The sequence below is a fragment of the Glaciecola sp. KUL10 genome (genome assembly GCF_003203515.1).
Lineage (GTDB): Bacteria > Pseudomonadota > Gammaproteobacteria > Enterobacterales > Alteromonadaceae > Glaciecola.
In genome coordinates this window covers 13,842-39,092 of record NZ_BGNG01000010.1, presented here as the reverse complement: position 1 = coordinate 39,092, position 25,251 = coordinate 13,842, and the positions used below count along the sequence as shown (strand labels likewise).

The following is a 25,251-nucleotide window of genomic DNA, read 5'->3' as shown; positions in this document are numbered from 1 at the left end:
GTATTACTTGTACTTGGCTAAAGCATCCCCATATAAAGGGCTAATTGCAGTACTAAAAAGGTTTCATCAATGAGCGACAAAGACGCTTTATATCGCATTCAATTTATCAGTAATGGTGAACGTTACGAGCTTTACGTCAAAGAGTTGATGCAAGGTAATATGTTTGGCTTTATCGAGATAGGTGATTTTGTGTGGAATAATCACACCGAAATTGTGCTCGACCCAAGCCATGAAAAGCTAAAAGACGAGTTTGCAGATGTTAAGCGCACTTATATACCAATGCATAATGTGTTGCGGATTGACCAAGTTGAAAAACAAGGTAGCGCGAAAATCACACAGCTTTCTGATAAGGTGACATCATTAAGCCAACCGATATACACCCCTAAAAAATAGATGGTGAAACCACAAAATAAAGGCAAAGTATGAAGTTATTAGCACTCGCGTCCACTCTTAGCGCTGTTTTATTTGTTAGTCCGATAATCAGTAAGCCAGTATTTGCAGATAGCCAACCCACATTAGCGGTTAGCCAAGCGCAATCTCAACTGCATCAGCTACTCGATGAAGTTTGGCAGTACGAATTATCTCAATTTCCGGGCTTAGCGCGTTCAAAGGGAGTCAAAACCGATGTGCCTTTTACCGATATTAGCCCCGCGGCATTGTCGACAAGAAATGCAAAATTCAAATCATTTCTTTCAAAATTAGCACAAATTGACGAACAATCTTTGCCTAGTAGCGATCGTATTTCGCTTTTGATGCAGCAATATCGTTTAAACAACTATGTGTCGCAGTATGAGTTTAAAGAATACCGTGTGCCGATTACCTCTGAATATGGTTTTCACAATAGCATTGCCAATGTACCAGGTTCAGTAAACATCAGTGATCAAGCTTCATTCGACAAATACTTAAACACGCTGCGCGCCATCCCTGCTCAATTTGCACAACAAATTGCCTATATGAAAGAAGGCATGGAAGTGGGTCAAGTTCAGCCAAAAGCGGTTTTAGACGGATTTGAAGATGCCTTGGTCAGCTACATTGACAAAGATATTAGTAAAAGCCCGTTTTTTAAGCCTTTTGAAAACCTGAGCGAAGACCTAGACAACGCAGCCAACAATACACAGCTCGTCACTGCAGTGACCGGTGTCACCAATGCCTATCAAAGCTTTTACGACTTTTTAGTCAAAGAATATATCCCCTTGGCAAAAGACGATATTTCGGTCAAAACTTGGCCCAAGGGTGAAGCGTTTTATCAAAACCGAATGAAGCATTACACCACCACTGATTTATCGGCAAAACAAATCCATGAGATTGGCTTAAAAGAGGTCGCGCGCATTCGCAGTGAAATGCAAACCATCGTAGACGAGTTAAAGTTTGACGGTGATATTAACGACTTTATTCAGTTTTTGCGCACTGACCCGCAGTTTTATGCCCAGACCCCTGAAGATCTCATTATTGTTGCTTCATATATTTCAAAAAAGATGGATGCTCAGCTACCCAAGTTGTTTAAGAAACTCCCACGAACACCTTATGGCGTTGCGCCAGTGCCCGATGCAATCGCGCCAAAATACACCACCGGCCGCTACATCAGCCCAAGACGCGACGATCAACCTGGTTACTACTGGGTAAACACTTACGCATTGGATAAACGTCCATTGTATGCATTACCTGCATTAACTTTACACGAAGCAGTGCCTGGGCATCATTTGCAGATTTCCCTTGCGGCCGAGATGGAAGATTTACCAGAAGTACGCCGTTCAACCTACATTTCTGCTTTTGGCGAAGGTTGGGGCTTATATTCGGAATACCTCGGCCTAGAAGTCGGTATTTATGACGACCCTTACGACAATTTTGGGCGCCTTAGCTATGAGATGTGGCGTGCATGTCGTCTAGTCGTTGATACTGGTATGCATATGTTTGGTTGGAGTCGCCAAAAAGCGCTCGATTATATGCTCGAAAATACAGCCCTGTCTGAGCACAATGTTCGCACCGAAATAGACCGCTATATTTCTTGGCCAGCTCAAGCGCTGTCTTATAAAATCGGGGAGATCAAGATTAAGGAACTACGTGCTCTGGCTGAACAAGAATTAGGTAAGCACTTCGATTTGCGTGATTTCCACGATGCCTTATTAGCCAATGGTTCAGTGCCGCTATTTGTCTTGGAAGAGAATATGCAGCAATTTATTGCTGATGTAAAAGAGACGCATGGCATTTAGCGCCAACTCGAACATTTGATGAAAATCGCTTAGTATTGACCCGATGAAAGCCAACCAACATGACAAGCAAACTCGCAAGCTCAGCTTAATGCTGAGCTTGCTGTTCTGTTTTGCACTTGCTTGTATTGCCCACAACGCTCAATCAACGGACTCTTTGCTCAAGCTCAATGCTTATCAACAAAATGTTGAACTTGTCTATGTGTTTGACACCTCTGTAAATAAGCCATTTAGTCAACCGCATTTAAGCATCGAAGGTGATAACGCCTTTGAGCAACTATCAACTTACTACCAAAACGCCTCTTCAGCGGTCTACTTTAAAGACCTTAGGCAACAGGCACTTCGTGAATTAGACAGCTACTTAGGGCTCATTCCACAAACGGCTGTCGCTGACGACTATCTATTCTCAGAACCACTCTGTCATTATTGGTTTTGCGAGTACTCATCAAATACTCACCGAATATCAGGGTGGAAAGACTCAAATATTCAAATCAAACTACTCAATTCACATCCACTCATAAGCGCACTCTCAATTGCATAAGCGGTTGTTTTATCAAACTAAACATCTTTTCTGGGGCTGACTTTGCCCTCTTAATTAAAATATAGAGTGACTGATATGAATTTATTATTCCAAACGACGTTTTTACGTCCATTTTTGCACATATTAAAAATCCTGACCTACGGCTTCAGTATTGTTTGCCTTAGCTTATTGTTATTAAACTTGTTATCCAATCAAGTATTAGCCAAACCGACTGTAAACCAACTAACATCATCAAGTGTTTTAAGCTATGAAGATAAAAGCACTTTAATCCAACAAACTTTTGAAGTGATGCAGGCCCACTATATAGCCCCATCAAAGGTCAAAAGTACTTATGATATTATCAGCGAAAAACACACGCGAAATGCTTATAAGCATGTCACATCACTAGCTGAATTTGCGGAGCATATCGGCAGAGACATTCGAGATATTACTCAGGATCTTCATTTAAGTATCATGCTACAACAGCCAGATAAACCGCTTACGCATATACTCAAACCAAAGCCTGGAAAACTGAAATATAATTATGCCTTCGAACAAGCGAAGTATTTATCTGGCAATATTGCCTACTTAAAATTCAATAAATTTGACCCCGCACCAGAGGCGAAATCCACAGCAGACAGCGCCATGCTATTTCTCCAATATGCTGATGCAATGGTCATCGACCTGCGAGATACAGTGGGAGGCTCACCTGATTTAGTCGAGTATTTATTGAGTTATTTTATCGAAGCAGAAACACCATTATGGTCAATTCAATGGCGCACAGAACAAATGGCAAAAGAAAATAGCCCGTTATTTGAAAGTGAGCAAATTGAAACAAGCTCAACACCTAAACACGCTAATTTCAGGCAAGACTTCCCCGTTTGGATACTCACCAGCAAGACATCAGCAAGCGCAACAGAGTTATTTGCTGGCGTATTGAAAGCGCAAAACAAAGCAACAGTCGTTGGTGAAACTACAGCAGGAGCCGGTTACTACGTAGGTGTGCGCCCCATTACAGAACACCTGACTTTTCGTATATCCTTGGCAAAACCCATCATCGCGGTATCTAATAAAAACTGGGAACGAATAGGGATAACGCCAGATGTAGAAACTCATCGTGTCGATGCGTTGGACCGTGCTTTGATGTTGGCGAAGCAAGCGCATCCCCAGTCAGTGAATTAAGCGACTAAAAAGGAAGATCTACCTCTATACGAATAGAGGTAGATAATTCTTCCAACTGAAAATGAGGCTTTAAAAACAAAGTAGCACGATAGGTGCTCTTTTTACCAGGCGCGTCGCTCACATTAATTCTAGCCTGCCTGAGCGGATAATCAGCTTTAACCTGCGCTGAAGCGGATTCATCTAGTAGCACATATTGACTAATCCATGTATTTAAATAGTTTTCGATATTTGCGCGTGTCATAAAACTGCCTATTTTTTCTCGCATCATCGCTTTTACGTATAAAGCAAATCGAGAAGCGACTAAAATACAAGGTAATAGTGCTGAGTTACGGGCATTTGCGGTGCTACTGTCGGAACTAATATAAGATTTTGTTTTGTTTACAACGTTGCCCCCAAAAAAAGCGAGTTTGTTGTTTGTGCAATGACAAACCGCCATTAGCCCTAGCTTAAACAGCGTGTCTTTGTTCTCCTCCTTGAAGAGTCTCTCTGTTAGATAATTCAGCCGGCTTTCACCACTGTCAGTGCTCGTCATGCAAGTTGGTAGACCTTCAAGCAACCCACCACCTTTAATTCCGCTAATCGCTGCCGTCCACCCATATAATGAAAATGCATGAGCAATACGTTGAGCCAGTAAATATGCAGGATTTCCCCAAAGTATCATCGTAGAATCAATTGGTTGGCGAATATCTTCATCAAAACTCAAGCCATCTGTAGGGTTATTGTTATGCTGATAGGGTGCACGCAACATGACCCTTGGTAAGGTTAAAGTTACATATCGAGAACATTCAGATGCTTGAAATGCGCGCCACTGAGCAACTTGCGTACTGTCAAAAATCTCATCCAAATCACTGATTTCAAGCGAAGCCTCAAGGCTCTGTGATTCAACCGGCTTTAAATAAGCCGATGAGATGAAAGGAGCATGAACAGCCGAAGCAACGAGACTCAGTTTACTCAACAACTCTATATCGTTAGGGGCTTGACCAAACTGATAGTCACCAATGAGGGCGCTGCATTGCTCAGCATTAAAAATGGAATAGATAGCGCTTTGTTCAATTTCAACGGTCTGATCTAAGTCGTCATGTAAAGCTTCAAACGTTGTATCTAACAGTTTGATCTGTAAATTAGCATCGGTGTCTGAGTTCATTACTAGAAAATGTAAGCCTCGCCAAGTCGCTTCCAACCTTTGAAAATCATTGTGGTGAATAATGTGACTTAATTGCAAGCTGAGCATTTTATCGATTTGAGAAATGTGAGTATTGATGATGTCGATAATATTTTGCTCGGATATTTCCTCAACCACCGGTGACATTTCAACCAGTTCTTGTGAAGTATCCGCATCTACTTTGAACAGAGCGCTTTTTAATGAGGTATTTAGCGTAGTCAGCAAAATATTGCGCAGCGCATCGTTGCCTTCTAGTTTACGCTGGAAGTTACACAAGTCAGTCCTTGTTCGATAAATAGCGCTCAAAGCAGGTAGGTTTTGTATAACGCCCAAGGGATCAAAGTCGCTGAAATGAGAGAACGCTAGGTTAACTGAAAGTTCTCCATCTCCTTCAAGGGTATTTGGTACATTGAATTTCAAACGCGGCTTAATAGACGCTAGTGTCATATTAAAATTGTTTCTTTTAATCGATACTAAGTGGTGTTCATGCAACAAAGGGTGGCGTTGTTCAGAATGGCCTGATAACGGTGCAATAATACCTAGGACAAAAGGGAGCGTTTTTTTCTCAATTGCCCCTTTCGTTTCAAGATCATAGGTAATATTGACACGAGGTGGACGCACCCTATTTAGCTTGTGTTGTATGCTATTTAACATGCGTATTGCCTTAACTGAACACTATTTTTCATTACTAAAAGAAGTTAAAGACGATAATTGTTGCGCTTGCACTTTATCAACTGCGTGAACTAGTTTTACAGCATCTTCGTTAGTCGCTTTTTTACCATTAAATTGGATCGTGCCAGATGCATGGTAAGTGAGGGTCACTCTTGTTCCCTTGTTTGAGCTATCAGTGTTTGAGTCTTCTTCGTTGAGGGAAGTGAACTGCCATGTCAAAGCTCCATATATGCCCATTTCTTGAAGTGGACCAAGCCCTCCAGTCATCACTACCTTTTTTTGAGGATGGATAAAACTGATTTGCATATGCGCTGCACTTGATGTCTGTGTGATTTCACAAAAACAACCACCGGCATATTCATCTATTTTAAGTGTCCCTTTCCACCATGTATGATCTTTGGGCCACCAACTGTCGATGTGGTTAATAAAGTTATCGTACACCACCTCAACTGACGCAGCACTTTCACTCACATTAGTAATTGAAAAACCAGAATTATCGGCGTAATTCACTTTTGAAAGCGCCTGTGGCGTAAAAAACCCGCTGACAATAAATACCAGGATAAATATCTTATTGTTTTTAATTAGTTTTTTCATATTAATTCTCAACTAACGACAAGCATATCTAAGCTTCGTTATCACACAAATGTCAATTTCTCGTAAATCTGCTTGTCGGTACTGTAACTCAGTTTTACACTGACTGACATGAATAAAAAATCATCAATCTGTGATACATCAAATAAGACGACCACTCGCTAAAAGATAGCACTTCGTTAAAGTAAGGTACGAGACGCTAATGTTAAATGAATTTGTATACATCGCCGCAAATCGATTTGGTCATGGTATCAATCCCAAACTCGCAAAGTCACTTCACAATATCGACTCCTTACAGGGCGCACAAGCTTGGCTCATATCTCAAATGACACCTTACAAACTTAACGATGTTAAATGGAGTAGTGAAGACGCAATGCTCAGCTACTATCATTTCAAAGAGCAGCAAAAATTAGAAAGGGAAAATGAGAGTAAAAGTGAGAGTGAGAGTGGGAGTGAGAGTAAGAGTGAAACTCAAAACAATATGATGTCTGCAGGCTCCAAGCAATTAAGGCGTGACATGATTGCTTCTGCTCGCAAGCTTGCACAAGACAATGCATTATCTGGGCTCACAACTGAGCAGCCGCTTTGTTCACGCCTATTGGCGTTTTTTTCCAATCACTTTGCCGTGAGTCGTTCAAATACACTCCTGACACTGCTTAGTCCCACACTAGAAACAGAAGCGATTGCACCGCGACTGCATAAACGCTTTTCCGATATCCTTATTGCTGTGACCACTCACCCTGCCATGCTGATGTATTTAAATAACGAGCGTTCAATGGGCCCAAATAGCAAAACAGGGAAAAGAAGAAAAGCAAAGAAGCAAAGAGGCGCAGGTTTAAACGAAAATTTAGCCAGAGAAATATTAGAACTTCACACACTAGGTGTACATTCAGGCTACAAACAAGATGACGTCTTAGAGTTGGCTCGAGCAATTACTGGTTGGAGTATCAGTAATGTCAAAAAAGGAGAGGATCCAGGGTTTGCATTTCGTGCCAACATGCAAGAGCCTGGAAACAGAGCACTATTAGGTAAAACCTATTCGTTGGAAGCGATATCATTTAGAAATGATAGCTTAGCCGCAAAACTCGCAAAGCAAAACCCGCAGATGTCACTGGGATTGAAAATGCTAGATGACCTCGCAAATCACCCTTCAACAGCAGAACATGTTAGCTACAAATTAGCCAAGTACTTTATTAGCGATAATGTTCCTAAGGCGCTCGTAGATGCTATGAAAAAAACATGGCTAGCAACCAACGGCGATATGAATAAAGTCATAAGCACGATGATTGCAAATCCCTTAAGTTGGCAGAAAAAAGCTGATAAATTCAAAAGTCCACGCGCTTTCGTGTTAAGCGCTTGTAATGCCTGTGGCGTTAAAAAGCCAGTCCCCGATTTATATAGAACACTCGAGATTTTAGGCCATGGCTTTTTCAATTCAGGTTCGCCTGCGGGATATGAAGACGAGCAAAAAGCTTGGTTAGGGACCTCTGCACTTAATTCTCGCATTGAGTGGGCAAGTTACTTTGCTGATCAAATAACAAAACGCAAGAAAGTCGAGCCACTCGCTCTTGCCCAGCAAGCGCTAGGGCCACTGCTAAGTCAAGCAAGTACATTAGCGATCAAACGTGCTGAAAGTAAACAACAAGCACTTGCATTATTCTTGCTCAGCCCAGATTTTCAGCGCAGGTAAACGAATATGATTAATCGACGAAATTTTATAAAAGGCGGTGCAGCAGCTTGGGTATTATTGCAAACACCACGTGCTGCAGCTAATTTACTCAACGCCAATATGTCGAATAAAAGCACCGCGAACAAAAAAGTGGTTTGGATATTTTTACGTGGCGCAGTTGACTCGCTGCATACGGTGTTTCCTGTAGCAGACCCAAATTTTTTGGCGTATCGCAAGCAATTTGTAGAGCCTATTGCACAAGACTTACTCAGCTTAGATAAACAGTTTAGTTTGCATCCACAACTTTCCTTTATGCATCAATTATATGCGCAAAAACAAATGTCACCTGTGGTTGCAGTGGCCAGTAGCTTCCGGGAGCGCTCGCATTTTGAAGCTCAAGATCATATGGAATCAGGTCTTACACAAACCGATCACAACAATGGTTGGCTTGCACGTGCCGCAAATGCAATTAAAGGAGAAAGCGTTGCGATTTCTAGAAGTGTGCCCATTGCACTTCGTCATCAAAGTATACAAAGTCAAACGTGGTACCCTTCAACGTTTCCTGAAGCAAGTGATGATTTGTTATCGCGTTTGAGTGATTTGTATCAAAATGACGAGAGCCTAAACAACCACCTACAATCACTTATTCAACAGCAACAAAATCCTGCCATGCAAATGAATGAAAAGCGTAAACCCAACTTTGTATATTTAGCTGAAAGATGCGGTGAATTACTCAATAACGATCCTAACATTAATTGTGCAATGCTAGAGCTTGGGGGTTGGGATACTCACAACAATCAACAAAATAGATTATCCAGAATGTTCTCACAACTTGATAATGGCCTTAAAAAAATGCATCAAGCATTAGGTGATACGTGGCAAGACACCTTGGTAATTATTAATACTGAGTTTGGCCGTACAGTTGCACTCAATGGCACAAAAGGCACAGACCACGGCACTGCCTCAGCTATGTTTTTGGCAGGCGGTGGTTTAACTTCACCCTCTTCCCGCCAGCTATCGAAATCAACAATTAAAGGAGGTGCGGTATTAGGCAAATGGCCTGGATTAGCAAAAGAGCAATTATTTGAGGCGCGCGATTTAAAGCCAACCAGTGATGTGCGCTACTGGACGCTTGAAGCCCTAAAAAGCCATCTTAGTCTTTCTACTGCGCAAGCTAAGCTTATTTTTCCTGATATGGTGTAGGTGTGAGTAGTTTGAAGGCTAAATATAACGACGATGCTCAGCCAAATACCCCAACAGCAAAAATACGCCGACAACAAATAGCCCTTGATAAGCATAAGGCACCAGCAAAATTACCTGCTTAACATAGGGCGTCGCAAACACCACCAAAATGCCATAGCCAAAAGCACACACCAACACAAAAACGACAGTGCGAATAATGAAGTGATAAGGGCTGATAATACGTTTTATCTTTTTGTTTAGTACATCGCCGTAAACCACCAATGTTGTTGCCATGATGGTTAACGCAACTTCGTTGTAATAAGGCTGAATCAATGCGGTGAATTGCCCTAGCGTACTTGAGATAAACTGTATTACTTCTTTCATTTTTACTTTTTTAGGTAAGTCATTTGGGCGCAAGTATACCGAATGACGACATTGAGTGACGAATCATTTCATCATCAACAAAACCACCGAAACACTCGAACCAAGTAACAAACCAGCCAAAAACAACAAATAATGTAAGCGCCCTAGCGCAAATTTATCCTGCTCGATTTCATTAGGCTCTGGCACTTTAAACAATACATCTCGTTTTATATCAAAAGCAGCGCACAAAGCCATGATGGTTTCGACAGAAGCGCTGCCCTGATTTTCAACGCGTTGAATAGTTCTTAAATTGACCTCGCACACTTCAGCAAGGTGCGCTTGCGTCCATGAGCGATCAGTCCGTAATTGCCTGACAATATCGCCTCGAATCTCCATTTTATAATGACCTCTTATGATCAGGGAACATCTATAAAACCTTACTCAAAGTGATACCGAGTAAAAATCCAGCAAAAGGCATGGCCAACACAAAGCATAGATATTTGACGAAAGAAGCTTTTGTCTCAAAATACTTTGCGTCGGCGCTGACTAATTGCTGCCCGCCTTTTTTGAGTGTTGCGCGGGCAAGTACATTGGTTAACGCTGGAGACTCTATATGCAAATAGAAGGGTTGCTCTGCTAATGTAATTTTGTAAACACTGCTTGCTCCCCAAAAATTCGGCTTTTCAGATATTGGGTGATTATTGACATAAACGGTTTCAATACGTCTGTATCTAGACCAATGAATAGCAATATCGTGTTCTTCATATTTTAGACGTAACCATCTGCCTTTTTGCATCTGCTGAGTATCCTTTTAATGCTTCGATTAAGAAAAGTAAGCCGCCATGGCAAAACCAAAACATGCACCTACCGTTGCATATACCAAATAATGCCACCACGGCACTGGCTTCTTTTGAATACTCGCCGACTCTTGACCGAGCAAATGTCCATCTTTAAATACGCGAACCTCTAAAGTACCTTGTCTCAAGCTAGTAATTTGAAATTCAACTTTGTATGAATGTTGCTTAGCTTCAAAATGATGTGTGCCTGATCGGCTGGTAATATTTCGAATTTCAGAGACTTTTTTGTTGTTGAAATAAACCGTTTCTTTTCCCGACCACGCCGAACCATGTATTGAGATGTCATCTCCTTCGTCATCAAAGAAAAACCAATAACCTTTGCGTAGGCTAACTTGACTCATTGCTTCTTCCTCATTTGTTGACACCTGGTTTTTATCATTTGGATTAAGTATATCTTGCATCGTTGTTCTCCTTAAGTGCGGATATTCATTTATTGTGTCCTTTTAATCGCGAACGACATCAAGGAACGCTTTCATTAAGCACTTGGGAATGAGTTAATCCAACGGCGTTTTTGCGACACGACAGTCATTTTTACGCGCTGTCATACGACAGTTGATGCGACAGCCCTTGTAATTCAAGGGCTGTCGCATAGCTTTGACAATACTTGGCAAGCATACAAAACACCCTTGATTAAACAATAAGCGCTTTCAATACAAGCGCTTGCCTATCGATCAACGCTAAACACTTGACCATTTAACACAGCTACTTATACTGTATATATATACAGTATTTTATATCAAGTTAGGTGTGCTTACGATGAATCCTCTCTTACATGATTTGCAAAAAAAGCAGTTAGTGTGGCGTGCAGCGAGTATCGAGCAACACAAGGAGCGTGTTAGTACCGGTTATCAAACACTCGATAAAGCGCTAAATGGTGGTTTTCCAAAGTCTGGTTTAGTCCATATTAAAAGCTTAGTCGGCTTAGGTGAAATGCGCCTAGTGTTACCTGCGATTAAAGCACAAGCACAAAAGCAGTTTTGTGCTTTTGTGGCGGCTCCATTTTTGTTAAATGCAGAATTCTTAATTGGTGAAGGACTTACGCTTGATAAAGTCATGATCATCGATATTACCCATGACAAACACAGCACTGAGCAAAAGTTATGGAGCGCTGAACAATGCGCTAAAAGTGGTGCTTGTGCCGCTATTTTTATCTGGCACGAAAAGCTACAAGTCGCCCAAGCTAAAAAACTCGAACTGGCTGCAATTAAAGGACAATGTTTGATCTTTTTATTTGAAGCAGGCAAACATCAACAAACTAATTTGCCTGTCAGTTTGGCGATGTCGCTCTCGCGTGATAACCGTGATCAACAAGCCGTGAATATCAAAGTAGACAAGCAAAAAGTCGGCTGGCCTTTACCTAGCTTCAGCGTCAAAGTGCCTTATAAAGCCAGAATGGGGTCGCCGATGCACAAGCGCCGTGGCGGTTCACGTCATACCCTGCAAGCCGCTAACATTTATGCCTTACACAGCAAACCGTCTTAAGTATTTGGGCTTTGCTAGTTAACGCAACAGGAGCGATGCATGCAGTTTGATACCCGTTCATTGTGGATTTATCTGTACTTTCCCAAGCTACATCTAGACGTGATCCAACGCCAAGTAAATGCCCCCGAGCAGCTTGCTTTACCGCGTGTGATTTATGATCCCAAAGCCAACAAAATGCTTCAACTTAACCAAGCCGCACTTGAGGTCGGTGTTAAAAAAGGCATGGGTTTGGCCAGCGCTAGTTTGCTCTGCGATAACTTACAAGTACACGAATACAACATCAGTATTGAAGAAAAAGCATTAACCCAAATCGCCCACCAGCTTTACTTAGTCACCTCGGATATCGCACTTGATACACCTAATGGTTTATTTTTACGTGCGCAAAATATGCTGAACTTATACGGTGGCCTACAAGCTTATTGGCGAGTGCTATCGCAGGTGTTAGCCAAAAGCGGTGTAGAAGTGCAGTTTGCGAGTGCTTATTCGGTGAATGTCGCTAAATTACTCGCCTTACATAAACTCAACAAAATCTCTGATGACAAAGCACACTTACATAAATGTTTACTGGCATGTCAGTTATGTAAGACCGATATCGACCCCAAAGATCAAGAAAAGCTCGCGCGAATTGGTATCAAGAACATCCAGTCTTTATTCGAACAACCGCTTGCATCCCTTGCCAGCCGAGTGTCTCGCTTCAGTATTAATGTGATATCAGAACTGCGAGGTGAAGCGCCTGCCAAGCTTAAGTTTTATTATCCACCCGAGCATTATCACGACTATATAGAGCTGCTATATGACATTGAACTGGTCGATAAATTATTACCGATCATCGACAAGCTTTTGCTGTCTTTTGAGCAGTACCTGTTAATCAGAAACGCCTTAAGTTTAACGATCAAGCTTACTTTGCATCAACGAGAGCATCCCAAAGTAGAGCAAACGATTAACAGTGCTTTGGCGATTTATAAGCAACAAGATTGGCTAAGCATCATTGCCTTACAATTTGAACAGCTCAAACTTGAATCAGCAGTGTATGCCATCACGCTAACGTGCCCCAAACTAGAACTTGCTGATATTAAAAATGCAGATTTTTTTGCGCAAAAAGGCACGCATGTCGCCAGCTTGACTTTGCTATCAAGGTTAAGAGCAAAACTAGGTGATGAAAAAGTAAGGTTGTTGCGTTATAGCCAAGACTTTCGGCCCGAGCGCGTCACTCAATTCATGCCTGTGCATTTAAATGATACGGAACAACAAAGCACACAACAAAAGCGCTTGTTGTCAGCTTCACAAAGTCGAGCACACGCGCTTGCACACAAAAACGAGCAGCGCGTATTTAAAGATCGCCCTGGATTTATATTAGCTCAGCCCGAAACCCTAAGCGAAAAAGTCACTATTTTAAACGGCCCTGAGCGCATCGTCAGTGGATGGTGGGACAAAGAACACATTCAACGTGATTATTTTGTTGCGCAAAATAATCACGGGCAGCAAATATGGGTGTACAAAACCCCAGAAGACAAGTGGTTTGTACATGGCTACTTTGTCTAACTCTCTTGCATTTGAAGGCTTTGCCGAGCTTGTTTGTCAAAGTAATTTTTCTTTTTTAACGGGCGCTTCGCACCCACAAGAATTGATCAGGCAAGCTTATTTTCATCAATACAAAGCCATTGCGATTACCGATGAGTGTTCGATGGCGGGCGTCGTACGCGCTTACGCTGAACTGAAACAAGACAACTTACCGATTAAGTTAATTGTCGGCAGTTATTTTGAGTTTGAGTTTGCTGGGCACCTGCACAAAATCGTCTTGTTGTGTCCAAATAAAGCGGCTTATAAAGAGTGCTGTCGCATCATCACAAATGCACGTCGGCGAGCAGAAAAAGGAGAATATGAACTCGCCGAATGGGATCTAAAATCAATTAAACACTGCCACTGTATTTTCTTGCCCAGCGGAGACGCACAAGCAGACGAACTATGGGCAATGTGGCTCAATAAACACTACCCACAACGCACATGGATTGGCATCAAACGTTGGCTACATGCCAATGAATACGATTATATTGAAGATTGCGAAGCGCTCGCAGATAAGTTTGATTTGCCTATTATTGCTACTTCTCATGCTTTGATGCACGACCCAAGTAGACAAGCCTTACAGCACAGCTTACATGCGATTAGAGAAGGCGTATGCGTTCAACAATTAGGCCGTGAAGCCTTATCAAATCAAGAGGCGTGTTTGCGTCCATTAAAAAAGCTACAACAATTGTACCCAACTGATTGGCTTAACAATACCCTGACCTTGGCTCAGCTATGCACCTTTACCTTAGACGAGCTTGCTTACGAATACCCTGCCGAGTTAATCCCTGAAGGTTATAGTGCCGCCACTTACTTGCGAAAACTGGTTGAAGTCGGCATTCAAAAGCGCTTTCCCGAAGGTGTGAGTGATGAAGTAAGAGCCATCATAGAAAAAGAGCTTAAGCTGATCCATGAACAACAGTACGAGTACTTTTTTTTAACGATTTACGACATTGTGCAGTTTGCGCAAAGTCAGCAAATTCTATATCAAGGACGGGGCTCTGCTGCCAATTCAATTGTCTGTTATTGCCTAGAAATTACTGCGGTTGATCCACGGCAAATCAGCGTATTGTTCGAACGTTTTATTTCAAAAGAACGCAATGAACCGCCTGATATAGATGTGGACTTTGAGCATCAGCGCCGCGAAGAAGTGATTCAGTACATCTATAAAAAATATGGACGAGAGCGCACAGCATTAGCCGCAACGGTGGTTTGCTATCGATTTAAAAGCGCATTGCGAGAAATCGGTAAAGTACTGGGAATAAACGAAACCGAGCTCGACTATTTTATTAAAAACGTCAATCGACGCGATCGCGCTTTGCCTTGGCAAGCACAGTTGGGTGAGCTAGGTATTACGCCTGAGTCGAAACAAGGTGAGTTGTTTATCTCACTAGTTGAACAACTTATTGGTTTTCCAAGGCACTTATCACAGCACGTAGGCGGCTTTATCATATCCGCAGGCCCCTTGTACGAACTAGTACCCATTGAAAATGCATCAATGCCCGAACGCACCGTTATTCAGTGGGACAAAGATGACTTAGAAACCTTAAAGTTACTCAAAGTCGACGTACTCGCTTTAGGCATGTTAACCGCCATCAGAAAAGCGTTTCAGTTAATTGCAAAACACTACGATCACCACTATAGCATTCCGTTTATCACCGCCCTACCCGACGACAAGCAAGTGTTTAAACAAATCCGTAAAGCCGACACGGTGGGTGTTTTTCAAATTGAGTCCAGAGCACAAATGAATATGCTGCCTCGTTTACGGCCTAAAGAGTATTATGATTTAGTGGTGCAAATCGCGATTGTTAGACCTGGTCCGATTCAAGGCGAAATGGTACATCCCTATTTGCGTAGACGAGATGGTTTAGAGCCGATTGACTACCCATCAAAAGACATTGAAAAAGTACTCAAGCGCACAATGGGCGTGCCTATTTTTCAAGAACAAGTGATTCAATTGGCAATGGTTGCAGCAGGCTTTAGCGGGGGAGAAGCAGATGCATTAAGACGCTCGATGGCTGCATTTAAGAAAAACGGGGATATATATAAATTCAAACAAAAACTAGTAGACGGCATGACTGAACGCGGCTACACCCATGAATACGCCTTACGACTATTTGATCAAATCTGCGGGTTCTCTGGATATGGTTTTCCAGAGTCACATGCCGCATCATTTGCCGTGTTAGCTTATATTTCAGCATGGATTAAACACTATTATCCACAGGCGTTTTATGTCGGTTTACTCAATAGCTTACCAATGGGCTTTTACACACCTTCTCAACTGGTTCAAGACGCAAAGCAACACGATATTAAGGTGCTGCCTTGTTGTATCAATGCCTCTACTTATGATCATTTGATCGAAGCTTTAGATAACGGTGCTTTTGCTATTCGTTTGGGGTTTCGGTTAGTGAAAGGCTTAAAAGAACAAAGCGCCCAACTGATTGTAGAAAGCAGACTCAAAGGTGGTTTTGAGTCATTGCAGAGTGTCCGTAATCTGAGCATTTCATCTTCATGCTTACAAGCCTTAGCCAGTGCAAATGCCTTTGCCAGTATCGCCGGCAATCGCTATCAAACCCGTTGGCAATTAATGGATGAAAGCGAAGATTTACCTTTATTTAAACTGAGTGAAGCCAATCATACAGTGCCGCGTTCAGCTGGCCATTCAGCCAAGGCTGGTATTAAGCACCATCTTGCTATTGCTGAACAAAGTCCTTTAGCAAGCACTTATTCAAATACGTCTCCAATTACAAAGAGCACGGACAATTACGCCTACCAGCCAAGCCTATTTGACGAACTCGTAGAAGATTACAGCAGCACAGGTTTATCCGTCGATTCACATCCTATTGCACTTTTAAGTTCACAAGGTTTGCTTCCTAAATTTACCTGCGCCAATAAGCTAGACGACGTTCGCCACCAGCAAGTGATCAGTGTCATTGGTGTGGTCAGCGGCAAACAAAGCCCAGGTACTGCAGCAGGTGTCACGTTTATCACTTTGGAAGATCACACCGGAAACGTAAATGTAGTCGTATGGCAAAATACCGCAAGAGAACAGAAGCAAGCATTCTTGAATGCCAAAATACTACAAGTAAAAGGGATACTAGAGCGAGGGGATGCAGGCGTGACGCATGTAATTGCAGGCAGGTTGATTGATCAAACGCACCTGCTAGGTGAATTGGAGACTAAGAGTCGTGAGTTTAGGTAGGTGAAATGAGGCAGTTTTGCACGCTTGAGGCATTTTACAAGCGAACTTTTCGTTCTCCACATCTATGCTTTGATGGAAGACTTATTCATCGCAAGCGTAACCACTTCTTCTTTTTGCGAAAAACGTGCAATCCCATCATCTAAACACTCAAATTGAATGATATGTTCAAGTCCCTTTTGCATCACTTGAAGTGTTTTGATTTCTGTGCCGATTTGATCAAGTCTTTTTTGAGCGAGGGCGCGCCAATCTTGGCCATCATCGGCAAGCGTAAGCAATGATTTTATATCGGATAAAACAAAACCTGCTGCCTTGGCCGCATTAATAAAATTAACTCGCCAAATGACAGAGTCTGGGTAGACACGCTGCCCGGATTGTCGGCTGATCTCTGGCAGTAACCCTATTTTTTCATAGTAACGCAATGCTGAACTCGAGGTGTTACATTTAATGGCTACTTCACTAATTTTCATATCAGATTCTTAGGGTTTGACTTAAACCGCACTTTAACAATTATCCTGTCTATTTTTAAATCAACGTAAGAATAAATCAATGATAAGAGCTAAGAATATAGTCATGACAGGCGCAACATCTGGATTTGGTGTTGAGTATGCAAAACAACTTATGAAGATAACACCAAATGCGACTATTTACTTGTTTGCACGCGATGAATCAAAGTTTGAGGCGCTTCAGGAATTCGCAAGTGATAGCGGAAGTATGCGCTTTGTGTATTGTAATCTACTAAATATTGAAAGCATTTTGAGTGCAATTGATGAGGTATTGAAACACACAAAGAGCATTGACTTACTTATTCACAATGCAGGGTTATTCCCAAGTAAGTCTAAGCAAGGTATTTTGCTTGGTGAGCAAAAAGTTGAACACGCGTTGATGGTTAATCATTTAGCGCCGATGATAATGACGCTATTGTTTGCGCCAACATTAAAGCAAAGCCCCAACGGCCGAGTGGTATGCACCTCATCCTTTCAACACGCCAATGGAAACTTAAACAATTTCGACTTTAAGTTTGAGAAGTCCAAGTACTCAGCAATGACAGCTTATCAAAACTCTAAACTTTATAATTTAGTGATTTTTGGACATTTAGCTTCAAGTTTCTCTACCAGTTTCGATTGTTATGCCTTTGATCCTGGTATTGTAGATACTCAAATGACTCAACAAGCGATGCCCCTAGGTTTGCGGTACCTGTATCCCGTATTGCGCTACTTCTTTCGTGACATTGCTAAAGGTGCAGAAACAGGGGTATATCTTGCAACTCAATCATTAAATACATACAAACATAAATTTTATTTTAGAGATAAAAAGCCAATAAAACCGCATTCTTCTGTAGGCGCTAACAAATCAGCAAAACATCTTTTTGAGGCCTCTTTTGTTTTAATAAAAGATGCTTTGCCAGCATCGAGTCAACAAGTTATTTATGACCTTATACTCGACCTACAAGCCTAAAAATTGGGCTTGTAGTCATAATCCTCAACCGTGCCAGACTGATGAAAGTTTTCCAATTTTTCTTTCTTTGCAAAAAGGGCGTTTACCAGATTGTATGGAACCATCTCAATTGAATTATTAAAGTGCTCTACAGATCTGTTGAAAATAGTAATGGCTGCTGCCACGTTTTCATTTTTTTCACTTATTTCATTCATCAGTTCTTTTACAATTTGCGTCGCGCCGAGTTCAGGGTAGTTCTCTGCAGTTGCTTTAAAGGATGAAAACATTGCATTTGACTGCGCTTCGACCTGCGCGAGTGCTTCAACGTCAATATTTTTTTCATCTAAGCGTGTAATGGACTCTCGCAAAGCGGTGACTTTTTCAATAAAGTCGGTTTCAAATTCTTTAAAGTCGTCTGTAATCGCTGTTAGGGACGGTAAAACATCGTTTTTGAGCTTTTCATAGGTAATTACATCCGACCAAGCTCGTTTTGCTCGATTTAAGTTACCGATAATTGTGTTGTACAAAATAAAAATGGTAACTACTAATGCCGCAATAACCAATAAAGTGATCATAATAAATCCTTAAGTTCCTTGTTGAATCAATTGAAGTAGCTCTTTGCTTTTCTCGAGTCTAGGGATAGATCGAGGCGATTGCAGTTCATTTATAAACTGAGATGTTTGTCTAAGCGATGGTGAATGAATGTTTGTTGGAAAAATATCTTTAGGCAATTCTAGACACACCACAGAATCTATACTTGGCTCTAAAGACTTCAGAAAATGAAAATCATCAACAAATGCTAACACGGTTTTGGGATCAAAGAATTTTGCTGCAGCCATTTCATTTGAGCACCTCACTTTAAACTTCTTATTAAATGTGCGACTAGCAGAATCCCATTTCGTGCTGAATGATCGGCGGTTAATACTTATTGAATTAAAGTTTTTAAACTCGGCTAATATCCCATATTTAAAGCGTGTTGTTTTTGTTTTGTGGGTTCTTGTTCGACCCTTGCTATCAGTTGATATGTGGGTACTTACATCAACATAGCGAAATTCAAACAGTTTATAAGCGACCTTATTGTCATCGCCTTGTCCAACTTCCCCCTGATACATCGCAGATATTTTTTGACCTTCATCCCCAGCGTTAAACATGCCGTAGGTTTGAGCTAAGCGCCTCCATTCTGCACGAGCATCAAAATTATATAATCTTTCAACACCTGCTTTAATCGAAACAGCCCTGACATATAAACGTTTGCCTGTGTTGACAACCTTTCTATAGCGAAACCATATCGTTAAAAGGCTTAATAAGCCAATGGGGATAAAAATCAACTTCAAGTATTGTCTTGTTTCAATTGAAAAGTCCATTTGTTGCCAGATAGATAAAAGAACCGTTAAACATGACAAAGTAAAAACAGCCCAATACAAAGTATTATTGTGGATAAAACCTCGTCCATCTCCTTGTTTTTGAATAAGCGTAATTGCCTTTTCTATGTCGCTATGCGACTTTGCAGTGTGTGCAATTGCCGAGATAGATTCGAGTGTTTGATTAAGCTCTTTGTTGATTGACATTATCTTCCTTGATAACTTTGGATCGAAACACTAGGACGCTGTGGTAATTAAAAGAGTGAACTGATTTAACGAACAACGTCTTTGCTAGGGAGTATTAAGAAGATAACAAATAGCCTAAGGGATTTCTATCGGGGAATTTTAACGAGATTTGATTTTTCTAGGCTTCTATTTAAGTGTTCAAAGTCAAAAAGGGCCATAACTCGCGCTATAGCCCTTTTTTCGATTTGCTAAAAACTACTTAGAAAGCAAACTTGGAAGATAAGTACTGATTGATGGGAATGTAGATACCATGATTAGCACGAATATCATGCCGACATATAAAGGTAGCATCGGTTTAATCATCTTCTCTATTTTGGTATTTGAAACCGCACAACTGACGAATAAGATTGCGCCAACGGGTGGTGTGCAAAGGCCAATACATAAGTTGAGGATCATCATTATACCAAATTGAAGCGGGTCAATACCCAAGGTTGCTGCAATAGGTAGGAAGATGGGAGTGAAGATTAATACTGCTGGCGTCATGTCCATAAACGCGCCAATCACTAATAAGATCAGGTTGATAATCAGTAAGATGATTAATGGGTTTTCGCTGATTGTAAGCAGTGCACTTGTTAGTTCTTGTGGAATGTTCTCGTAAGACAATACCCATGAAAGTGCTGAAGATGTTGCGATTAGGAACAGAACGATTGCTGTCGTTTCGACGGTTTTTGTCAGGATTGAACTGAACTTTGCCATATCCACTTCGCGATAGACACCCGCCGCCAATATTAACGCGTATATCACCGCAATTGCACCGGCTTCTGTAGGCGTAAAAATACCGCTGATGATACCGCCCATTACGATAAAGATTAATGCTAGGCTAGGAATAGCTTGCCAAATGTAAGTTAAAACGACTTTTAACGGTAAGCGTTCTGAAGCTTTAAAACCTTTGCGTTTTGCATAGATAACACAGAACACCATTAAGACAAGCGCAACTAATAAACCAGGGATATAACCGGCTAAGAAAAGTGCCGAGATAGAAACACCACCACTAGCAATCGCATATATGATTAAGATGTTACTGGGTGGAATGAGCAGACCCGTAGTAGATGCACTCGCTGTCACTGATGCAGAAAATTCATCACTATAGCCAGCTTTTTTCATTTGCGGCACCATAAAGCTACCAATCGCAGATGTTGCGGCAACCGCCGAGCCTGATATAGCACCAAACAAGGTACACGATAGTACATTTACTAATGCTAGCCCGCCAGGTAAGGCACCTAGTAAAGCCATCGCACAATTGATCAATCGCTTAGCGATGCCACCTTGGGCCATTATCTGACCTGACAAGATGAAAAACGGAATTGCCATCAATGCAAAACTGTTTACGCCATTGGTCATGCGCTGGGCAACCGTGGCGGCTGCGGGCAAGAAGTCAATTGCCGACACCATGAATAAAAAGGTAGAGATCCCTATCGCAAATGAAATCGGCACATTCAAAAACAGCAGGAGGAAGAAAAGACACAGTAAAAAGACAACAGTCATTATAGTTGCTCCTGTTTTGCAAGTTCAGTTAGGCTTTTGTTATCTGGAAAAAATAAGGCGTTTAGTGAATAAATCACTATCAAGATTCCGCTTAGTGGCACAACCGAATAAACCGCACTGATGTCTATCCCCATGACAGGTGATGACTGACCGAGCTTTTCAGTCATATTCATCAGCAAAAACCCGCCGATGACCATGACGCATAAAGCAAAAAAGCCCACAGCACTGTGTATAATGAAATACATAGCCTTGCGATAGGCGCCTTTGGTTTGTGTATACACCATGTCTAAGCCTAGATGATGATTGTGGCGATAAGCCAAGACACACCCAAGTAGTGTTATCCAGATTAGTAGGAAACGCGCTAGTTCTTCTGTAAAAGAACTTGGGTCGTTAAGCACGTATCTTGAAAACACTTGCCAAGAAACAACAAGCGTGACCAAAACCAATAAAAACTGTAAAAAGCGATTTAACACGCTATCGATTAGGTTTAAGAACTGAGCAAAAGCTTTCATCGTTGTTCCTCTATTCTTTTTAAGATATCGCCGATAGGCGTGCCATCAAAGGTTTGCATAAACTCTGCAACGCTTTCTTGGAAAGGTGATTTTTCTGGATAAATAATATTGATGCCGTCATCTTCGAGTGCTTTTAGAGCGACTTCGGTTTCACTAGCCCATAGCGCTTTTTGAACAGGTGTCGTGCGGTCTACCGCTTGTTGTAACCAATCTCGTTGTTGATCATTCAACTTGCCCCATACAATTTCACTAAACATCAAAATCCCTGGGATAGTATTGTGTTCGTCTAATGTGAAGTTTCTGCAGATTTCGTAATGTCTGGCTTTATAGTAAGTAATCGGGCTATTCTCTGCACCGTCAACCACACCTTGTTGTAAAGCGGTATATAGTTCACCGAAAGATATCGGTGTCGCAGATGCACCAAGCGCTCTCATTAATGAAACCGCCGATTGGCTCTTCATTGTTCTTATTTTCATGCCTGCTAATTCAGCTGGTGATGAAATAGGTTTTGGACACGTATAAAAACTTCGGCTTCCTTCATCGAAAAACGCCAATCCTCTTAAATCAGAGCGCAGCGGAGAAAGTAAAAGCTCTTTACCTAAATCACTTTTCACAACACGCCAAAAATGGTCATTGTCATCAAAGACATAAGGTAAACTAAAGACCTGCATCTCAGGCACAAAAGCTTCAAGTGGTCCAACAGATACCTTTGCCATAGCTAAGCTACCAATCTGCATTAGCTCGATCAAATCACGCTCAGAGCCTAGTTGACCACTTGCGTATATTTTTAGGCTCATTTGCCCACCCGAGATTTCCTCAAGCTGCTCTTGCATGTAAACCAATGTCTTGTGAACGGGGTGTTCCAAATCGACAACGTGACCAAGTCGAAGCTCTACTGTTTCTTCATCTTGAGCCGGCATGAATAAAGCCACGCCCGAAACCAAAGCGCCAACAAAGAAAAGCGATAGTAATATTTTAAAGTGAGATGCCATCTTTTTTTACCTATTAGTAGCATACTGTTGGTCATACCAAAAACCAGTAATGCAATTCGCACCACCCATAATTGTCATACCAAAACGTTAAATTGATGTTACCAATCTATTTTAATTAATACAACATTTGTTATAAAAGATGGGAGATTTGTTATCTTAGATATAAGATGGACTAGCTAACTTTGCTTCTGAAGATTCATTAAATAAAGCAGTCCTGCAAGACTAAACGCGTAATCAGACTCCCTTCTATTTGCCATTACCAATGTTTGTTGCATTATACGTTCAAGAAAACCAAATCAAACTGAGTTTTGTACCGATTTTCTCAAGCTTAATATATTAGAAAAGTTATTCGAGCCATAAACCTTCGACTTTTACTATTTGACTGGCGTTTGATTTAGTTCGAGTAACGACGAGTTTTGATAGATCGCTTGATAATGTAAAGTTTGGATTTTGTGGGTTTGTATCAAGCGGATAGCTTTGCTTTTTTAGCGTACTTATATCTAACGTGCTAAGGACAGTATCATTCTCAAGGCTGTCTAAGTAATAGAGTTTCTTTCCGATTATCTTAAATGCATTAGGAGAAGAATCTGGAATCCGAATGACTTCTTTGCTTTGATTTGCTTTCAAATAGCGTTCATCTTGAAAAAGCTCTTCGATTGCATTTGCTGTCAATAGAAAATACTCTCCGGGTACCTTTGAAACTAAAAAACTATTATTTTCAAAGTTTACAATCGAATGAAACTGGCGACCTAATTCCCTTTTAGAAGATGTTGATAGGTCATAATGGTAATAAACAGGAAAATCAGTACTGACATCGTTATTAGCAAATTGGTTAGTATCCCCGGTTATTTGTTTGTCTTTAATGTAGAACGAAAAACCACTGTCGTCGGCTAGCCAAGATGGCTCCATCGCTTTTTCTTTTATTCCCGTGACAAAACTAAATATACCAGTGTCTAGACGATACAAAAATATTCGTTGATTTAACTCACCGATAAATGCGTTGTTCGCCTTATTCAATGCTAAAGAGCCCACAGTTCCGCTACTAGGAAGTTCAAAAACTTGATGCTGTTGGTTGTTTAAATCACGTTTTTCTATTAGTGAGCGTCCATCTTTTCGTGTTACGAAAAAAAGACTTCCATCACTTCCAAATATTGGCAAGTCGTCTAAACCCGGTGATGCTATTAAACGCGTTGGTAAAATATCCTGCGCAACGAATGGAGAAGGTCTTTCACTAATATCTAAAAAGTCTCCATCGTGTCGTGTAAACATAAAACAAGCTGAACCACACTGACTAATTAGGCTTTGAATGCCTGGTTTCAAACCCTTCCAATTAAAGTATTTACGAGCGGTGATATCATAAGAGCGCAGACCTTCTTCTTCAGTCAAAAAGCTCACTAGTTGGCTATCGTCATCCCACACCAATCGATCAATTTTGTTTTGCAGGCGCAAGGTATCTATTATTTCATTGGTGAAACGATTATAGATAGTCAGAGAAAAGTGGCCTTTTGTGTCTTGATAATAAATGGCGAGAAATTGACTGTCCTTCGAGACTTCTATTTCTTTTATCTGGCTCACTTTTAACGCGATACTGGTTTTGAGCTTTAGTTTTTTACCGTTAATTGAATACGCATATAGCGCCACTTGATTTGGCGCTTCTTGATCGATTTCATATATTAGGATTTGGTCTTCGTCGTGCAGCCATGCTATTGCTTTTAATTGATTTTGGGTTTGTTCAGTCGAATTGTTTACTGAGGCTATATTTTTTTCATCAAAAACCTTTTTCATTTCAGGATAAGAATAAACTGAAGACTCTGTTCCTGATGAATTACTCTTCCTGAGAAGAATATATTTTCCATCGCCGCTCCATCGAGCCTGGTGGTCGTAGTTTTGGTCCCAAGTTAAACGGGTACCATCATCGTTATGAATACTTTTTACATAGAGTTGTAAAGACTTTTCATTTTCAGCAATTTTTGAATACAAAATTTTGTTTTCATTATGTAAGTCTGCACTTACAAACGTCTTCGAAGCTTCAGTGATGACTTTTAGGCTTGAGATTCTTTTAGGAGCATGATCTTCAGATGTATACCATAAATAAGTAAGTTGTATACCAGCAAAAAGCGCTACTGCGAGCAATGCAACCACACCATATTTTATAGAACGCTGCTTCCACGCCGACCTGCCTTGCGCGCGCTGCTCAATTTCACAGATTAACAAATAGCCTTTTGTTGGTATTGTTTTTATGTAGCGAGGTCTTCTTGCGTCATCATTAAGCACTTCACGAAGTTTCTTAACTACGGCTCTGACAGCATCGTCGCTTGCAGATTTGCCCGACCAAATGGAATCAATCATCAATGCTCGAGTAACAATTGCATCTTCACCCAGCAATTTTTGTTTGATCAACAATAGGAGGAATTCAAGAAGTTGCGGTTCTATTTTTACCAATGCATTATCTTTTCTCAGTTCTCCGTTTTGTGTATTTAAAACGAACTCGCCAAAATGGATAATTGTATTGTTAAAGCTTGTAAGTAAGCTAACTTGTTTCATCTGTTCACCAGTGAACACTTATGAC

Annotated in this window: 23 protein-coding genes; 10 read left to right on the top strand and 13 right to left on the bottom strand. The window is 41.1% G+C overall.

The window, feature by feature from the left end; translation table 11 throughout:
* Positions 1–69 precede the first annotated feature (69 nt).
* The 4 genes from KUL10_RS15120 (at position 70) to KUL10_RS15105 (ending at position 3,909) form a co-directional block, all read left to right on the top strand.
* Positions 70–393, top strand: coding sequence for a DUF1820 family protein (locus tag KUL10_RS15120; protein WP_110429788.1), 324 nt, complete (start codon positions 70–72; stop codon positions 391–393).
* A 29-nt stretch (positions 394–422) separates the two neighbouring features.
* Entirely contained in the window at positions 423–2,210 is a 1,788-nt protein-coding gene (locus KUL10_RS15115) for a DUF885 family protein (protein ID WP_110429787.1), read from the top strand.
* 43 nt (positions 2,211–2,253) lie between these two features.
* Positions 2,254–2,748 (top strand): hypothetical protein, encoded by a 495-nt coding sequence (locus KUL10_RS15110; protein WP_110429786.1) that lies wholly within the window; start codon positions 2,254–2,256, stop codon positions 2,746–2,748.
* A gap of 75 nt (positions 2,749–2,823) precedes the next feature.
* Positions 2,824–3,909: a S41 family peptidase gene (locus KUL10_RS15105; RefSeq protein WP_110429785.1), complete on the top strand. Its 1,086-nt coding sequence runs from the start codon at positions 2,824–2,826 to the stop codon at positions 3,907–3,909.
* Positions 3,910–3,913: 4 nt separating this feature from the next.
* On the opposite strand, the gene tssC is transcribed toward KUL10_RS15105, so the two are convergent.
* Positions 3,914–5,725: a type VI secretion system contractile sheath large subunit gene (gene tssC / locus KUL10_RS15100; protein WP_110429784.1), complete on the bottom strand. Its 1,812-nt coding sequence runs from the start codon at positions 5,723–5,725 to the stop codon at positions 3,914–3,916.
* Positions 5,726–5,746: 21 nt separating this feature from the next.
* Positions 5,747–6,337, bottom strand: coding sequence for a hypothetical protein (locus tag KUL10_RS15095; protein WP_110429783.1), 591 nt, complete (start codon positions 6,335–6,337; stop codon positions 5,747–5,749).
* Between the two features lie 199 nt (positions 6,338–6,536).
* Here KUL10_RS15095 and KUL10_RS15090 point away from each other — a divergent pair, with 199 nt between their 5' ends.
* Positions 6,537–8,024 carry a DUF1800 family protein gene (locus KUL10_RS15090; protein WP_110429782.1) on the top strand — a complete coding sequence of 496 codons (1,488 nt, stop codon included), beginning with the start codon at positions 6,537–6,539 and terminating at the stop codon, positions 8,022–8,024.
* A 6-nt stretch (positions 8,025–8,030) separates the two neighbouring features.
* Positions 8,031–9,206: a DUF1501 domain-containing protein gene (locus KUL10_RS15085; protein ID WP_110429781.1), complete on the top strand. Its 1,176-nt coding sequence runs from the start codon at positions 8,031–8,033 to the stop codon at positions 9,204–9,206.
* 18 nt (positions 9,207–9,224) lie between these two features.
* Here the strand turns inward: KUL10_RS15085 and KUL10_RS15080 are convergent, their stop codons facing one another.
* The 4 genes from KUL10_RS15080 to KUL10_RS15065 form a co-directional block, all read right to left on the bottom strand.
* Entirely contained in the window at positions 9,225–9,569 is a 345-nt protein-coding gene (locus KUL10_RS15080) for a DUF3392 domain-containing protein (RefSeq protein WP_110429780.1), read from the bottom strand.
* Between the two features lie 63 nt (positions 9,570–9,632).
* Positions 9,633–9,944 carry a helix-turn-helix domain-containing protein gene (locus tag KUL10_RS15075; RefSeq protein WP_110429779.1) on the bottom strand — a complete coding sequence of 104 codons (312 nt, stop codon included), beginning with the start codon at positions 9,942–9,944 and terminating at the stop codon, positions 9,633–9,635.
* Between the two features lie 31 nt (positions 9,945–9,975).
* Positions 9,976–10,344, bottom strand: coding sequence for a hypothetical protein (locus tag KUL10_RS15070; RefSeq protein ID WP_110429778.1), 369 nt, complete (start codon positions 10,342–10,344; stop codon positions 9,976–9,978).
* Between the two features lie 27 nt (positions 10,345–10,371).
* Positions 10,372–10,806 (bottom strand): hypothetical protein, encoded by a 435-nt coding sequence (locus KUL10_RS15065; protein WP_110429777.1) that lies wholly within the window; start codon positions 10,804–10,806, stop codon positions 10,372–10,374.
* Positions 10,807–11,161: 355 nt separating this feature from the next.
* Here KUL10_RS15065 and imuA point away from each other — a divergent pair, with 355 nt between their 5' ends.
* Genes imuA through KUL10_RS15050 form a run of 3 tightly spaced genes read left to right on the top strand, consistent with a single transcriptional unit; the run spans position 11,162 to position 16,652 of the window.
* Positions 11,162–11,887, top strand: a complete 726-nt coding sequence (gene imuA, locus KUL10_RS15060; protein WP_110429776.1) for a translesion DNA synthesis-associated protein ImuA — start codon at positions 11,162–11,164, stop codon at positions 11,885–11,887.
* A 39-nt stretch (positions 11,888–11,926) separates the two neighbouring features.
* Positions 11,927–13,429, top strand: a complete 1,503-nt coding sequence (locus KUL10_RS15055) for a DNA polymerase Y family protein (RefSeq protein ID WP_110429775.1) — start codon at positions 11,927–11,929, stop codon at positions 13,427–13,429.
* Positions 13,413–16,652, top strand: coding sequence for an error-prone DNA polymerase (locus KUL10_RS15050; protein WP_110429774.1), 3,240 nt, complete (start codon positions 13,413–13,415; stop codon positions 16,650–16,652). The genes KUL10_RS15055 and KUL10_RS15050 overlap by 17 nt, the downstream gene beginning before the upstream one ends.
* Before the next feature lie 62 nt (positions 16,653–16,714).
* Here KUL10_RS15050 and KUL10_RS15045 read toward each other — a convergent pair whose 3' ends face one another.
* Complete coding sequence (locus KUL10_RS15045; protein ID WP_110429773.1) at positions 16,715–17,119, bottom strand: MerR family DNA-binding protein; 405 nt, start codon at positions 17,117–17,119, stop codon at positions 16,715–16,717.
* Between the two features lie 79 nt (positions 17,120–17,198).
* On the opposite strand from KUL10_RS15045, the gene KUL10_RS15040 reads away from it, so the two are divergent.
* The gene (locus tag KUL10_RS15040) at positions 17,199–18,107 is read left to right on the top strand and encodes an SDR family NAD(P)-dependent oxidoreductase (RefSeq protein ID WP_110429772.1); all 909 of its coding nucleotides are present in this window, start codon (positions 17,199–17,201) and stop codon (positions 18,105–18,107) included.
* Here KUL10_RS15040 and KUL10_RS15035 read toward each other — a convergent pair.
* The 6 genes from KUL10_RS15035 to KUL10_RS15010 form a co-directional block, all read right to left on the bottom strand.
* Positions 18,104–18,661 carry a LemA family protein gene (locus tag KUL10_RS15035; protein WP_110429771.1) on the bottom strand — a complete coding sequence of 186 codons (558 nt, stop codon included), beginning with the start codon at positions 18,659–18,661 and terminating at the stop codon, positions 18,104–18,106. The genes KUL10_RS15040 and KUL10_RS15035 overlap by 4 nt on opposite strands.
* Positions 18,662–18,670: 9 nt before the next feature.
* The gene (locus KUL10_RS15030) at positions 18,671–19,654 is read right to left on the bottom strand and encodes a hypothetical protein (RefSeq protein ID WP_110429770.1); all 984 of its coding nucleotides are present in this window, start codon (positions 19,652–19,654) and stop codon (positions 18,671–18,673) included.
* Positions 19,655–19,888: 234 nt separating this feature from the next.
* Positions 19,889–21,178: a TRAP transporter large permease gene (locus tag KUL10_RS15025; RefSeq protein WP_110429769.1), complete on the bottom strand. Its 1,290-nt coding sequence runs from the start codon at positions 21,176–21,178 to the stop codon at positions 19,889–19,891.
* Complete coding sequence (locus KUL10_RS15020; RefSeq protein ID WP_110429768.1) at positions 21,178–21,690, bottom strand: TRAP transporter small permease; 513 nt, start codon at positions 21,688–21,690, stop codon at positions 21,178–21,180. The genes KUL10_RS15025 and KUL10_RS15020 overlap by 1 nt, the downstream gene beginning before the upstream one ends.
* Positions 21,687–22,682, bottom strand: a complete 996-nt coding sequence (locus KUL10_RS15015; RefSeq protein ID WP_233499851.1) for a TRAP transporter substrate-binding protein — start codon at positions 22,680–22,682, stop codon at positions 21,687–21,689. The genes KUL10_RS15020 and KUL10_RS15015 overlap by 4 nt, the downstream gene beginning before the upstream one ends.
* Positions 22,683–23,027: 345 nt before the next feature.
* Positions 23,028–25,226, bottom strand: coding sequence for a winged helix-turn-helix domain-containing protein (locus KUL10_RS15010; protein WP_146216790.1), 2,199 nt, complete (start codon positions 25,224–25,226; stop codon positions 23,028–23,030).
* Between the last annotated feature and the right edge of the window lie 25 nt (positions 25,227–25,251).

What these genes read in the sequence shown, in the direction of transcription:
- KUL10_RS15095 (WP_110429783.1), bottom strand. Translation starts at nt 6,337, where the DNA reads ATGAAAAAACTAATTAAAAACAATAAGATATTTATCCTGGTATTTATT.
- KUL10_RS15040 (WP_110429772.1), top strand. Translation starts at nt 17,199, where the DNA reads ATGATAAGAGCTAAGAATATAGTCATGACAGGCGCAACATCTGGATTT.
- KUL10_RS15080 (WP_110429780.1), bottom strand. Translation starts at nt 9,569, where the DNA reads ATGAAAGAAGTAATACAGTTTATCTCAAGTACGCTAGGGCAATTCACC.
- imuA (WP_110429776.1), top strand. Translation starts at nt 11,162, where the DNA reads ATGAATCCTCTCTTACATGATTTGCAAAAAAAGCAGTTAGTGTGGCGT.
- KUL10_RS15055 (WP_110429775.1), top strand. Translation starts at nt 11,927, where the DNA reads ATGCAGTTTGATACCCGTTCATTGTGGATTTATCTGTACTTTCCCAAG.
- KUL10_RS15110 (WP_110429786.1), top strand. Translation starts at nt 2,254, where the DNA reads ATGAAAGCCAACCAACATGACAAGCAAACTCGCAAGCTCAGCTTAATG.
- KUL10_RS15030 (WP_110429770.1), bottom strand. Translation starts at nt 19,654, where the DNA reads ATGTCAATCAACAAAGAGCTTAATCAAACACTCGAATCTATCTCGGCA.
- KUL10_RS15090 (WP_110429782.1), top strand. Translation starts at nt 6,537, where the DNA reads ATGTTAAATGAATTTGTATACATCGCCGCAAATCGATTTGGTCATGGT.
- KUL10_RS15115 (WP_110429787.1), top strand. Translation starts at nt 423, where the DNA reads ATGAAGTTATTAGCACTCGCGTCCACTCTTAGCGCTGTTTTATTTGTT.
- KUL10_RS15085 (WP_110429781.1), top strand. Translation starts at nt 8,031, where the DNA reads ATGATTAATCGACGAAATTTTATAAAAGGCGGTGCAGCAGCTTGGGTA.
- KUL10_RS15045 (WP_110429773.1), bottom strand. Translation starts at nt 17,119, where the DNA reads ATGAAAATTAGTGAAGTAGCCATTAAATGTAACACCTCGAGTTCAGCA.
- KUL10_RS15075 (WP_110429779.1), bottom strand. Translation starts at nt 9,944, where the DNA reads ATGGAGATTCGAGGCGATATTGTCAGGCAATTACGGACTGATCGCTCA.
- KUL10_RS15050 (WP_110429774.1), top strand. Translation starts at nt 13,413, where the DNA reads ATGGCTACTTTGTCTAACTCTCTTGCATTTGAAGGCTTTGCCGAGCTT.
- KUL10_RS15105 (WP_110429785.1), top strand. Translation starts at nt 2,824, where the DNA reads ATGAATTTATTATTCCAAACGACGTTTTTACGTCCATTTTTGCACATA.
- tssC (WP_110429784.1), bottom strand. Translation starts at nt 5,725, where the DNA reads ATGTTAAATAGCATACAACACAAGCTAAATAGGGTGCGTCCACCTCGT.
- KUL10_RS15070 (WP_110429778.1), bottom strand. Translation starts at nt 10,344, where the DNA reads ATGCAAAAAGGCAGATGGTTACGTCTAAAATATGAAGAACACGATATT.
- KUL10_RS15020 (WP_110429768.1), bottom strand. Translation starts at nt 21,690, where the DNA reads ATGAAAGCTTTTGCTCAGTTCTTAAACCTAATCGATAGCGTGTTAAAT.
- KUL10_RS15015 (WP_233499851.1), bottom strand. Translation starts at nt 22,682, where the DNA reads ATGGCATCTCACTTTAAAATATTACTATCGCTTTTCTTTGTTGGCGCT.
- KUL10_RS15065 (WP_110429777.1), bottom strand. Translation starts at nt 10,806, where the DNA reads ATGCAAGATATACTTAATCCAAATGATAAAAACCAGGTGTCAACAAAT.
- KUL10_RS15010 (WP_146216790.1), bottom strand. Translation starts at nt 25,226, where the DNA reads ATGAAACAAGTTAGCTTACTTACAAGCTTTAACAATACAATTATCCAT.
- KUL10_RS15120 (WP_110429788.1), top strand. Translation starts at nt 70, where the DNA reads ATGAGCGACAAAGACGCTTTATATCGCATTCAATTTATCAGTAATGGT.
- KUL10_RS15025 (WP_110429769.1), bottom strand. Translation starts at nt 21,178, where the DNA reads ATGACTGTTGTCTTTTTACTGTGTCTTTTCTTCCTCCTGCTGTTTTTG.
- KUL10_RS15035 (WP_110429771.1), bottom strand. Translation starts at nt 18,661, where the DNA reads ATGATCACTTTATTGGTTATTGCGGCATTAGTAGTTACCATTTTTATT.